This window comes from Blastococcus sp. KM273128, from assembly GCF_021698975.1.
Lineage (GTDB): Bacteria > Actinomycetota > Actinomycetes > Mycobacteriales > Geodermatophilaceae > Blastococcus.
Map to the genome: position 1 here is coordinate 18,951 of NZ_SSXA01000075.1, position 11,861 is coordinate 30,811.

Below are 11,861 nucleotides of genomic sequence, written 5' to 3' on the forward strand. Positions count from 1 at the left end.
GGCCCAGTCCCTGCTGTTCCCGTCGGAAGGCGAGGAGAGCGACATGGTTGCGCTGCTTTCGATGGCTGCCTTGATCGTGGCCGGGATCGTCGGGCTGTACGCCCTGTCGGCGGCGTTGCGCACCGCCCGGGAGCCCGCCGTCGTCCTGCCGTACGAGTCAGGCCTGCTCCCACAGCAGCACGCCGTCTCCCGCTACCACGCGCGGTGGTACGCGGTCACGGTCCTCTTCCTGGCCTTCGACATGGAGATGATTTTCATGTACCCGTGGGCAGTCGTGGTCGCGGACATGGGGGCGACGGCCGTCGTCGAGATGTTCGGCTTCCTCGCCGTGCTCCTCGTCGGTGTCACCTACGTCTGGCGTGAAGGTGCGCTGCGATGGACCTGATCGCGCGACTGCGGAACTGGGCGCTAGCGGCGCCGCGGGTGCTGCTCGTCGATGCCCCGGCCGCGACGACGTTCCGGTGGTCCGTCGAGGCCGAGTTGGACCAGCGCGGCTGGTGGTGTGCCATGTCACCTGCGGAAACCGATCTGCTGGTCGTCCTTGGCGAACCCGGCCCGGAGCTGGCACAAGCTGTCGACGTGCTGTGGAGCCAGGTCCCCGAGCCGCGGCACCGAGTGGACGTGCAGCGCCCCTGTGACGTCGCCGTTGCTCTGGATGAGGGCCGAGCGGCGCTGATCCGGCGAGCCGGATCAGGAACGAAGGGAAACGACCGGCCGTCGCCGGCCTCGTTGCTCGGCGAGAACAAGGACGAGGACGTCGACGACGAGGGCATGGGCACCGCCGACGACGAGGGCATGGACCACGGGAGTGGTCACGAGGGCATGGACCACGGGAGTGGTCACGAGGGCATGGACCACGGGAGTGGTCACGAGGGCATGGACCACGGGAGTGGTCATGAGGGCATGGACCACGGGAGTGGTCATGAGGGCATGGACCACGGGAGTGGTCATGAGGGCATGGACCACGGGCATGGACCATGGGATGCATCACGGTGGTGAGGTGGCCGGGCTGGCGATGGCCTCGACCGGCCCGGACCGCGACGGTCTCGAACTCGACGTCCTCAAGGTGGCGCTTGGGCCGGTGCTTCCGGGCTGGCCGACAGGTCTGGTGCTGCGGGCGGACCTGCAGGGTGACGTCCTCACCTCCGCAGAGCTGGCTTGGCTCGATGCCGACACCCGCCCGGCCGTAGAACCGGATCGCGCCCCCCAGGAAGCGGCGCTGGACCGCCTCGCCCGCTTCCTCGACGTGGCCGGCTGGCCGACGGCCGCCCGCGACGCGCGCCGCGCGCGGAACGGGATGGCCGAGCGGGCCAACCGAGATGAGGCGCAACGGCTCGCCGAGGCCGTGACGCGGCGGGTGAACCGGTCGCGGACCCTGGCGTGGACGGCCGGCGGCATCGGGGGGCGCGGGTCCGGGGGAGACGTCCTGGACCGGGTCAGGCGTTGGTGTGACATGGCCTCGGGGCAGCTGGTCGAGGACTTGCCCGCGACGTCACTGAAGGACGTCGCGGCCCTCGTGGAGGGCGCGGAGATCGGAAGCGCGCGGCTGATCGTGGCCAGCCTCGACCTCCGCCCCGTGCAGGCGGCGTCTGCTTCGGAGCACGTACATGCCTGAGCAGACCTTGGCGGAAGCATGGGGGCTGGCCCCCGCGGTCCTCGGGGTCGTGGCGGTCGGTCTGATCCTGGGTCTCGTGGTGGCAGCGGTTGACCGCGCCGTCGTCGTCGGCGGAACCGTGGGAACGGTCGCCGCACCTCTTCGTGACGGTGCACGTCTGCTGTTCGAGCAGCGGCGGACGACGCTGGCGCCGGACCGGCTGCTGTGGCGGCTGGGCTGCGCTGCCGTACCGACGCTGGCGCTGCTCTCGCTGGCGGTGGTGCCCGTGGGCGGCCGGACGCTGTGGTCGACCAGCGCCGACCTCGTGTGGTTCAACGCGATGGAGGCGCTGCTCTGGGCGGCGGTATGGCTGGTCGGGTGGGGGCCGAACGCCGTCCACGCTCTCACCGGGGGGTACCGGTTTCTCGCCCAGGGTCTGGCCTATGAGCTGCCGCTGATGTTCGCGCTCATCACGGCCGGGTTGGCGGCCGGCTCCCTTCGGACGACCGATGTGGTCACCGCGCAGGAGGGGCTGTGGTTCGTGGTCACGATGCCGGTCGCCTTCGTCGTCTTCGTGGCCAGCGCCGCCGCCTTCGCGTTCTGGGGTCCGTTCACCGCACCCGCAGGGCCCGACATCGCCGGGGGCGTCACCTCGGAGCTGTCGGGAGTAGATCGGCTGCTCGTCGACCTGGGTCGGGCGGTCTTCCTGGGCGCCGCAGCCGCCATGGCTACCGCGCTGTTCCTGGGCGGCGACGCTGGGCCCTGGCTGCCCGGCCCGGTGTGGTTTCTGCTCAAGACCTTCGCCGTGGTGACGGCGCTCGTATGGGTCGGCCGCCGTGTGCCGGTGTTGCGACCCGATCGCACAGTCGAGATCGGCTGGATGGTCCTCGTCCCCATGACGCTCCTGCAGGCGCTGGTCGTCGCCGTGCTCGTCCTGAACGGCTTCTACGCGTGAGGAGTACAGGGTGATGACGGAGCTCTCCGGCTGGGCGTTCACGGCCGTCGCCGTCCTCGGGGTCCTATCGGTAGCCGCCGGGATCGCCGTGTTCGTCGTCGACTCCATGGCGCGGGCCACTTTCGCGTTGCTCGCGTCGTTCCTTGCGGTGGCGGGAGTGCTGCTGGCCCTGGATCTGGTCTACCTGGCCGTCGTGACGGCGCTGATGATGACGATCGAGATGGCGGTCATGGCCGTCTTCATGATCATGTTCATGATGAACCCGGCCGGGCTCATGCCGATGACGATGGTGCACAACGCCAAGGGCTCCGCCGTGATCGGCGCCGCGACCTTCGTCGTCCTCGCCGTCGGCATCTGGACGATCGACTGGCCGACGCGGAACCCGCCCCGCCCCGACGACAGCACCCGTCAGCTGGGCGAGGCGATCATGGGCAGTCACATGCTGGTCATGCTGGTGATCGGCATCTCGTTGTTCGCCACGATCCTCGCCGGCACCGTCCTGGCTACCGCCCGCGGCCGCTACGACCGCTTCGGGCCGGATCTGGACGCCGACCGCCCGGACGATCCGGTGCCCGGGGGATTCCGACGATGACCGCCGAGCTCGTGCTGCAGATCCTGCTGACCGTCGCCGTCGCACTGGTCGGTGTCGGCTTGTTCGGCGCGCTGTCGCAGCAGTCGATCGTCATGGTGATGATGGGCCTCGAGCTGGTCCTCAACGGTGTGCTGCTGGCCGGGGGAGCGGCCTGGTACTTCCTGACGCCGGAACTGCCCGATGCCCAAGTGCTGGTCGTCGTCGCCCTGGTGGTGATGGCGGTGGAGATGGCGATGGGTTTCGCCGTCACCGTCGCCATCTACAGGGCGCGGCAGGTGGACATGGTGGACATGGCGACAGACCTACGCGGATGAGCGTCGCCCTCGCCGCTCTGGTGCTACTGCCCGCCCTGGCCGGGGCGGGGCTGCTGACCGTCGGACGGCGGGCCGACCGTGCCGCCGGGCCGGTGGCCGTCACCATTACGGGGGTCGGCGTGGCGCTGGCAGCGCTGGTGGTCGTGAGCCGGCCGCGGCTGTCGGTGCCATTCCTCGGAATCGTCGAGGGCGGGGATCTGCGCCTGGTCGTCGACGGGCTCTCCGCGGTGCTGGTTCTGCTGGTCGCGGGGATCGCCCTGTTGGTCACCGTCTTCGCCGTCGCGGATCTGCCGGCGGATGCCGCACGCGGGCGGTTCTTCGGCTACCTGCTGCTCTTCGTCGCCGCCATGCTGGCGACGGTCACCGCGGCCACGCTGCCCGCGCTCCTCCTGGCCTGGGAGGTCATGGGCGCCACTTCCTTCGCGCTCATCGGCTTCCGGTGGGAGGAGTCCGGCAAGCTGGCCGCCGGCACCCGGGCGTTCGTGACCACGCGCGCCGGGGACCTAGGCCTGTACGTCGCCGCCGGCGCTGCTCTCGCCGCCACGGGGAGCTTGGTTCTCGCCGACCTGTCCGCCGCCGACGGCGGATGGGCGGACCTCGCCGCCGCCGGCGTGCTGGTCGCCGCACTCGGCAAGTCCGCGCAGTTGCCCTTCTCCGCCTGGCTCTCGGCGGCGATGCAGGGACCGAGTCCGGTGAGCGCACTGCTGCACTCGGCCACGATGGTGGCCGCCGGCGGATACCTGCTGATCCGGATGCAGCCCCTGCTGGCGTCGACCGGCTGGGCCTCGACGGCGGCGGCATGGGCCGGTGTGCTGACCGCGCTGGTCCTGGGCGCGGTGGCGGTGGCGCAGTCGGATCTCAAGCAGCTGCTCGCGGCCAGCACCGCCGCGCAGATCGGCTTCGTCGTGCTCGCCGCCGGGGTGGGCGCCACCGCGGGGGGAACAGCACAGCTGGTCGCGCACGCCGCGGTCAAGGCCGGCCTCTTCGTCGCTGCCGGTGCCTGGCTCACCGCGCTGGGCACCAAGGATCTCGCCGGCCTGCGGGGCGCCGCCCGCCGGTATCCGGGCATCGGGGCAGCGGCCACGGTCGCCGCCCTCGCGCTGGCCGGCGTGCCACCGCTGTCGCTGTGGGCCACCAAGGACGAGGTGCTCGCGGGGGTCGACGGGACGGCGCTGACGGTGGTGGGCCTGGCCGCCGCTGCGGTCTCGGCGGTCTACGCCGGTCGGATCCTGGCCGTCGTCCTCGCCCGGCCGGCAGGGGAGGAGCCTCTCGACCAGGAGGAACCGGGCACCCGGCGCGTCCCGGCGCTCACGACTGTCGTCGCAGGCGTGCTGGCTGTGTTCGCCGCCGGCCTGGGTGTGCTCGCGCTGCCGGCTGTGGCCGAGGGTCTCAAGGCGGCCCTCGACGCGGAGGGCGAGCCGGCGCCGGGGCTGGGGGAGCTGGCGGTCTCCGGCGCGCTCGCGCTGGTGGTCCTGGGGCTGACCGTCGCCGTGGTCCGGGCGCGCCCTGCCGTCATGGAGCAGCTCTCGCGGAGTCCGCTCGGGTCGTGGGCCGGGCTGGGGCGGCTGCTCTCGCCACGACCGGCGATGGCAGTGGCGCGGGCGCTGGCCACCGTGGACGACAAGCTGATCGACCGGGCGGTCGTAGGCGTGGCTGTCGGCGCGCGCCGGCTCGCGGGGTTGGCATCACGGGCGGACGACGACGTCCTGGACCGGGCGGTGTCGGGAGTCGCTTCAGCTATCCGACGTGCTGCCGCCGGGTCCGCGCGGATCGACGCCGGCGTGGTGGACGGCGCGGTCCGCGCGACGGCGAGGGCCTTCCGCCGCGCAGGCAGTGCGGCCCGCCGTCCACAGACCGGGCTGCTGCATCAGTACTACGCCCAGGCCGTCATCGGTCTGGGTGTCCTGCTCGTCCTCCTGCTCGTGGTGAGGTAGTCGTGCTGCTGACCGTTGTGATCTTCCTGCCCTTGGTGGCCGCCGGCGTGCTGCTGGCCGCCCGCGGGCTCAGCGGCCGCGCGGCCATCTGGGTGTGGATCGCCGCCGCCGCTGTCGACCTGGCACTGATCGGCTGGATGTGGTGGCGCTTCGAGCCCGGCGAGGGCGCCTCGGGAGTGGTCGACGGCCTCGCGCACGAGGTGGACCTGCAGTGGATCCCCACGGTCGACGCCGGCTACCACATCGGCGTCGACGGGCTCTCCCTTCCACTGCTGGCCCTGACCGGGGTGTTGTTCCTCGCTTGCGCCATCTACTCACTCCGAGAGCAGGACCGGCCGCACACCTACGCGGCGCTGTTCCTCTTCTTGCAGACCGCCTGCTTGGGTACGTTCGCCTCGCTCGACCTCATCCTCTTCTTCGTCTTCTTCGACCTGTCCATCGTCGGGATGTACTTCGTCATCGCCGGCTGGGGACACGGCAACGCCCGGCGCAGCGCGCTCAAGTTCTTCCTCTACACGTTCATCGGGTCGCTGGCGCTGCTCGTGGGCTTCATCGGCCTGTTTCTGGGCAGCGAGGAGCGGACCTTCGACATGGTGGCGCTGGCGGCGAACCCGCCGCTGGCGGACTCCCCGGTCACCGGCGGCCTGGTCCTGCTGGCGATCGGTCTCGGCCTGGCGGTGAAGACGCCGCTGTTCCCGTTTCACACCTGGCTGCCCGACGCGCACACCGACGCCCCTGCCGCCGGGTCCGCTGTCCTCGCCGGGATCCTGCTCAAGCTCGGCACCTACGGGTTCGTGCGGATCGCCATGCCGATCCTTCCCGAGGCCTGGCAGCGGTGGGCCATGGTGGCCGTCGTTGTCGGGGTGATCAGCGTGCTGTGGGGCGCCTTCGTGGCGCTGGCCCAGACCGACGTCAAGCGGATGATCGCCTACACCTCGGTCAACCACATGGGGTACGTGCTGCTCGGCCTAGGCGCGGCGGGCCTCGTCGCCTCGGCTGATGAGGGCGCGCGGACCGTGGCCACGGTGGGTGCGATGTACCAGATGGTCAGCCATGGCCTGCTCACCGGCGCGTTGTTCCTGCTCAGCGGCGTGCTGTGGTCGCGCGGGCGCACCTACGCCTTCGACCGCTGGGGCGGCTTGGCGCGGCCGGCGCCGGTCTTCGCGGCGTGCTTCGCGGTCGCTGCGTTCGGCTCCCTGGGCCTGCCCGGGTTCTCCGGGTTCATCGCCGAGTTCCAGGTCTTCACCGGAGCTCTGCAAGCTGCGCCCGTGGCCACGGTGCTCGCCGTACTGGGCATCCTCGTGACCGCCGGGCTGTTCCTGCTGGCCCTGCAGCGACTGCTCACCGGCGACACCCTCGCCCCATCCGAGGCGGACCCCGACGAGACAGGGGGAGGCCCGGCTCCGCAGCGGGCGGACGGCGACACAGCGATCACCACCCGGCCGCGGACGGCGACCCGGATGCAGGACCTGCGCGGCCACGAGGTGGCCTCGATCGTCCCGCTGCTCGTGCTCGCCCTTGTCCTTGGCTTGCTTCCGCGCGCCCTGCTGGACGTGCTGGAGCCGGCCGCCATGGCGGTGGTGGAGCTGGTGGGCCGGTGACCGGCATGTCCGGGGGCGGCGAGCGGGTGCTCGCCCTGCTCCCTGAACTGCTGCTGCTCCTCGGCGCAGTCGGCGGCTTGCTCCTGGGCCTCTGGACGCCGCAGCACCGGCAGTGGCGGGTCCGGCTCCTGGTCACCGTCGCCTGCCTGGCCAGCGCGGTCGCTGCTGCCGTCGCGCTGCCCGAGCCGGCGGAGCGGGTGTTCGAGGGCACCTGGGTCGTCGACACCACCACCGGCGTGGTCCGCATCGTCGTCGCGCTCGGTGTGGCCGTCCTCGTCTGGCTGGCGTCGGCCTCGCTGGCCGGACACCCGCGGGAGACCGAGGCCTACGTCCTCATGGTGCTCGGTGGGCTCGGCAGCATCGCGCTGGCCGCCAGCGGCGATCTGCTGCTGCTCGTCGCCGCCTATCTGCTGGCCAGCGTCCCGCTGTACGCACTGGCCGGCTTCGCCAAGGACTCCGCCGGTGTCGAGGCGACGATGAAGTACTACCTGATGGGCGCCTTCGTCGGTGTACTGATGCTGGTCGGCGTCGCCGCCCTGGTGCTCGCCGCCGGCACGACCGGCTACCTCGACCTCGCCGCGCTGCTACCGGAAGCCTCCCCGGCCCTGCTGGCGATAGGCATCCTCGGCGTTCTCGCCGGTGTCGGTTTCAAGGCCGGTGCCGTGCCGGTGCACTTCTGGGTGCCGGACGTGACTGCTGGCACCACACCGCCGATGGCCGCCTACATCACCACGATCCCCAAGGTCGGCGCAGTCGCTGCCGCGTTCCGACTGCTCGCCGAGCCGTTCGCCAGCGTCCCGCTGGATGTGCCTCTGCTGGTCGCCGTCATCGCCGCGGTCAGCATGACCCTGGGCAACCTGGCGGCGTTCAACCAGACCGACGTACTGCGGCTGTTGGCCTACTCGACGATCAGCCAGGTCGGTTACCTGTTCATGGTCGTCGCCGTCGCGGCGCGCACCGACCTCGCCGTTCCGGCTCTGGCGGTCTACCTCGCCGCCTACGCCGTCACCAACATCGGTGCTTTCGCCGCCGTCGCGGCGGCCCCGGGGGCCCGCACGATCACCGACTGGGCGACCGCGGTCGGACGCCACCGCTGGCTGGTAGTCAGCCTCGTCGTCTGCCTGCTCGGCCTCGTCGGGACCCCGCCGACAGCGGTGTTCGTCGGCAAGCTCGTTGTCTTCGTCGCGGCCTGGGATGGCGGGTTTGCTTGGTTGGTCGTCGTGGCGGCCATCAACACGGTGGCGAGCCTTTTCTACTACCTGCGCTGGATCGCTCCCGCCGCTACGGGAGTCGCCACCAGCGAAAGCACGACGACGGCTGGCTGGGGGACAGGGCCGGGCACCTCCGCGGGGACGGCGCAGCGTGTCGTGCTCAAGCCGATCGTCGTGCTCCATACGGCCGCCGTCGTGTCCCTGCTTCTCGGCATCGGGTCGGGCGTCTGGCTCGCCGTCCTCCTGCCGAGCTGACTGTCCGCCACTCGGTCGCCGGAGTTCATGGCGTGCCGCGCAGGGCGGCAGCTGTGCCAGCGCTGCCCCTCGACGACGCCGTGCCGCACATGGTCATGCGGCGTTGATGGACGCACGCCGGCGGGAGACCGTGCGCTTGGTCGTGGCGAGTTGCTGGGCGATGTCGCGGATGGACTTCCCCCGTTCGGTGAGGCGCCGGACGACTTCGTCCTGCTCAGCGGGAGTCAGGTGCTCGAGGCGGACGCCGTCGCCAGCGAGGGCGCGCTCGATGGCGATCTCATCCAGGTCATCGTCCGGCTGTGCGTGCTTAACGTCGCGGGGGTCTGAGTCGGTGTCGACGTCGTCCCAGGCCAGAGGTGGCAGCCAGCCGCGTTCCGCGGCGAAGGCCCGCGCGGAGTCGGCGGCGGCGCGCTGGTCGTCGGTGGACTGCGGTGGGAGCAGGTTCCACAGCCGTTCGTAGAGGGCGCTGACGTCCTGCGCGGTCTGCGCGGTGACGGAGTCACTGAGCATGCTGCGGTGGAGGCTGGCGGAGCTTCGGCCGAGCCGGGCGGCCAACTCATCGTGGGGCCACCCGACGGCGATCAGGGCCTGCAGTCGGCGACGAGTGCCCGTGGCGGTGACGTGACTGCGCGCCGCCCGGTTGGCCAGGTCGACCCGAATGCGCAAGAGCCGCTGGGCGGTCTCGGGTCGGACCCGCCGGATGCGTGGGTTGCCGTCCCTTCCGATGTCGGCGAGTTCGCGGACGTGGCTGGTGGAGATGTCGGCGAGCAGGGCGATCTGCTCGACGCCGATGCCGGCGGCGCGTAGCGCGCGGATGTGCTCGCGCACCGGGGCGGCGTCTACGAATGGCCGCCATCGGCCGAAGGTCTGCGCGCGGTGCGCGGCACGGCCGGCCGCGGTGTTGGCGGCAGTGCAGTCGGTGCATCGGCAACGGTCCTTCACATAGGCGACACGGGTTCCGTGCACATGCCGAGCACGCGGATGAGTGCAGTCCCGTCTCACACGACTTTCAGCGCGCTGGACACGGCGACGTGTTCGCTCGACGGTCTGCAGGTGCTTCGCACAGGAATGGCGCGCGTGGTTGACGTCGGCGAGGGCGTCGCTGGCGTACGTGCCGCTGTAGCGGCAGACCAGGCAGGTCCGGGTGGCGCTCATGCCCCGCCCCATGGACATCCGGCGACCGGCTGACCGGTGTGGCCCCGACCGGGTACGCCGGCCCTGGCAAGGACGTCTTCGATCCAGTCGGTGCGGAGGCTGCAAGCGTCTCCGACGTGGTCGTCGAAGGCCATGGCCGTGAACTGCTGGGCGGCGGCGGCCCACTCCCGGTCGGACAGGGGCCGCTCGAGGTGAGCTTCGACAGTGGGCCGGTCGACGTAAGCGATGCTGGCGCCGATGACGTCGGCCAAGTCGGTGAGCAGCCGGTGGGTGGCGCCGCCGTAGCTGTCGACGAAGGCCTGCAGCACGGCGCGGCGAGCAGAGAGGACGTGGGACGGTGCCGGCGCAGGGGCTGCCGTTGTTCGTCGTCCCGTCTGACCGCACATCCCTGCTCCCGCTGGTGAGTCGCTCTCACCGGGAGAAGGCGCTATTCGGAGCCGTTTGGTGACACCCCGCCGAGAATGGGGATGCGGCGGCGCTCGACCAGCTGTGTGTGCCGAAGCGACCCGGGACGGTGCGCGAGCTGGCTCATCACGTCACCCGAGCGCCCGGCCGATGCTGTTCGCCCTGTGGCTTGCTGCCTCGTGGCTCTTGGAGGCGAGGCCCGTGACCGCATCCGGGGAACGCCCTATCCGGCGTCAGTCCGGGTATGGATTGGCGATGGTCGTGTTCGCCGGGGGGTCGTGGCGCACGGCCTGTACCGGAGGCACTGGCTGGTCGGAGGAGTGCTGCTCTTCGTCGGGCTGTTGGCGGTGCTCTGCCCACTGGCCGGCACCGCGGTCAGCCGGCCAGCCGAGTTCGCCGCCGATCACGGCCTCGCGCCGGAACTGGCCGCAGCACTTGCCACCCTGGACGGCGGCCGGGCCACACGCAGCCCAGCAAGGGTTCGCCAGGCGTGCCGGCTGAGGCGCGAGTCCTGTCCGGGCCTGCCGATACTGTCACCGACGTCAGCTGTGCGACGGGGGACGGTCGCGACCGGGGGGTCCGAGGATCAGTGCTGCCAACTGCTGCCTGGCTTGATTGGTACGCCAATCAGAACGAGCGCGCCTGCCGCCAGTCGGGTCAGGCCTTCGAGGACCATGTCACACGCGTCCTGTCGTTCTTCCACGACGACTTCGACAACCCCGTTCCGACCGGGAGCTTGGGTGACGGCGGTAGCGACGGGCTGGCTGAGGCGGGAACGATTTGCTATGCCTGCTACGGATCAGTCGCCCAGACCAAAGTTGAAGAGAAGCTCACGGCGAAGATCAAGTCGGACTTTGCGCGGGCGCTGGGTAGCTACCCAAGCTTCAATATCTGGCGGTTCGTTACGAACGTCCCAGTCGGCCCAATGGCGACCAAGGCGCTGATCGAACTTAAGTCGAAGCATGAGAACGATCCGGCTCGACCGATTGCTGTTCGGCATTGGACGGTGGAGAGGTTCTGGTTCGACGTTGTGAGCAAGCTCGCGCCGGACCGCCTGGCTCGAATCTTCCCCGGGCTGCCGGGTACGGCGAACGTGCAGCTGGCTGACCTTATCCCGCTGCTGGAGGCACTGGGATCAACCGCCGCGGCTCCGGGGGCAGTCGGGAGTATCCGGCCCGTACCTGTCGAGAAGATGAACTACAACGGCCTTTCCGTCGCCAAGCAGATGGAGTTCAATGCTGGGCGTCTGTCGGCCGTCAGTATCGATACCTGGTTCGCCGAAGTCAGCGATCCGGAGCTGTACGACCGCCAAGCTGCGCGGTTCCGTGAAATCTATCTGGCGCACCGCGCCGTCTCGAAACAGTCGGAAGACATTCTCGAGCGCATCTATACATCCTTGGGTGGCACTAACTTTCGCTTCGACAATTCAAGAGCGAACGCGGTGTATGCTGTGACATCGTACTTCTTCGACGCTTGTCACATCTTCGAGGAACCACCGGTCAGCTATAAGGTGGGTGATCCGGGTGCTTTTGCCGACTAAGGGTATTAGTGCGGAGCGGGCCCTCATGACGGTGGGCTCTGACCTGTTGCCGCTGCTCGATCGACCCGCGTCCGTCTCGGCGCTCTGGGACCGGTTTGTGAATGAGAAGAAGAAGGGCCGTGAGCGCATTACCTTTGACTGGTTCTCGCTCGCGCTTGCTGCCTTGTTCGCGATGGGTCTTGTGGAGTGGACGGCATCAGGCCAGTTGAACCCCGATCCACCATCGAATAGGCGTGTGGCTGCGCGTCGGAAAGCACGAATGCCCCTCTGACCAGGGACGATGTGGCTTGTCGAAGGTCTCATCG

General features: G+C 70.1%; 13 protein-coding genes. 11 read left to right on the forward strand and 2 right to left on the reverse strand.

The window, feature by feature from the left end; translation table 11 throughout:
* Positions 1–61 precede the first annotated feature (61 nt).
* The 9 genes from E9529_RS17615 to E9529_RS17655 are packed head-to-tail and all read left to right on the forward strand — an operon-like array spanning position 62 to position 8,456.
* A complete protein-coding gene (locus tag E9529_RS17615; protein WP_166532781.1) occupies positions 62–385 on the forward strand; it encodes an NADH-quinone oxidoreductase subunit A in 324 nt (107 codons plus the stop codon).
* Positions 376–999 carry a hypothetical protein gene (locus tag E9529_RS22460; protein WP_304505670.1) on the forward strand — a complete coding sequence of 208 codons (624 nt, stop codon included), beginning with the start codon at positions 376–378 and terminating at the stop codon, positions 997–999. The genes E9529_RS17615 and E9529_RS22460 overlap by 10 nt, the downstream gene beginning before the upstream one ends.
* Before the next feature lies 1 nt (position 1,000).
* Entirely contained in the window at positions 1,001–1,615 is a 615-nt protein-coding gene (locus E9529_RS17625; RefSeq protein ID WP_236832579.1) for a hypothetical protein, read from the forward strand.
* Positions 1,608–2,549, forward strand: a complete 942-nt coding sequence (locus E9529_RS17630; protein WP_236832568.1) for a complex I subunit 1 family protein — start codon at positions 1,608–1,610, stop codon at positions 2,547–2,549. The genes E9529_RS17625 and E9529_RS17630 overlap by 8 nt, the downstream gene beginning before the upstream one ends.
* A gap of 13 nt (positions 2,550–2,562) precedes the next feature.
* Entirely contained in the window at positions 2,563–3,141 is a 579-nt protein-coding gene (locus E9529_RS17635) for an NADH-quinone oxidoreductase subunit J (protein WP_236832569.1), read from the forward strand.
* A complete protein-coding gene (locus tag E9529_RS17640) occupies positions 3,138–3,455 on the forward strand; it encodes an NADH-quinone oxidoreductase subunit K (protein ID WP_236832570.1) in 318 nt (105 codons plus the stop codon). Before E9529_RS17635 ends, E9529_RS17640 begins: the two co-directional genes overlap by 4 nt.
* Positions 3,452–5,389, forward strand: coding sequence for an NADH-quinone oxidoreductase subunit L (locus E9529_RS17645; protein WP_236832571.1), 1,938 nt, complete (start codon positions 3,452–3,454; stop codon positions 5,387–5,389). The genes E9529_RS17640 and E9529_RS17645 overlap by 4 nt, the downstream gene beginning before the upstream one ends.
* A gap of 2 nt (positions 5,390–5,391) precedes the next feature.
* Entirely contained in the window at positions 5,392–6,990 is a 1,599-nt protein-coding gene (locus tag E9529_RS17650; protein ID WP_236832572.1) for a NuoM family protein, read from the forward strand.
* A 5-nt stretch (positions 6,991–6,995) separates the two neighbouring features.
* Positions 6,996–8,456, forward strand: a complete 1,461-nt coding sequence (locus E9529_RS17655) for an NADH-quinone oxidoreductase subunit N (RefSeq protein WP_236832577.1) — start codon at positions 6,996–6,998, stop codon at positions 8,454–8,456.
* A 93-nt stretch (positions 8,457–8,549) separates the two neighbouring features.
* Here the strand turns inward: E9529_RS17655 and E9529_RS17660 are convergent, their stop codons facing one another.
* Complete coding sequence (locus E9529_RS17660; protein ID WP_236832573.1) at positions 8,550–9,611, reverse strand: helix-turn-helix domain containing protein; 1,062 nt, start codon at positions 9,609–9,611, stop codon at positions 8,550–8,552.
* A complete protein-coding gene (locus E9529_RS17665) occupies positions 9,608–9,919 on the reverse strand; it encodes a hypothetical protein (protein ID WP_236832574.1) in 312 nt (103 codons plus the stop codon). The genes E9529_RS17660 and E9529_RS17665 overlap by 4 nt, the downstream gene beginning before the upstream one ends.
* A 686-nt stretch (positions 9,920–10,605) precedes the next feature.
* On the opposite strand from E9529_RS17665, the gene E9529_RS17670 reads away from it, so the two are divergent.
* Positions 10,606–11,556, forward strand: coding sequence for an ABC-three component system protein (locus E9529_RS17670; RefSeq protein WP_236832575.1), 951 nt, complete (start codon positions 10,606–10,608; stop codon positions 11,554–11,556).
* Between the two features lie 25 nt (positions 11,557–11,581).
* Positions 11,582–11,827: an ABC-three component system middle component 6 gene (locus E9529_RS22990; protein WP_374201370.1), complete on the forward strand. Its 246-nt coding sequence runs from the start codon at positions 11,582–11,584 to the stop codon at positions 11,825–11,827.
* Positions 11,828–11,861: the final 34 nt, after the last annotated feature.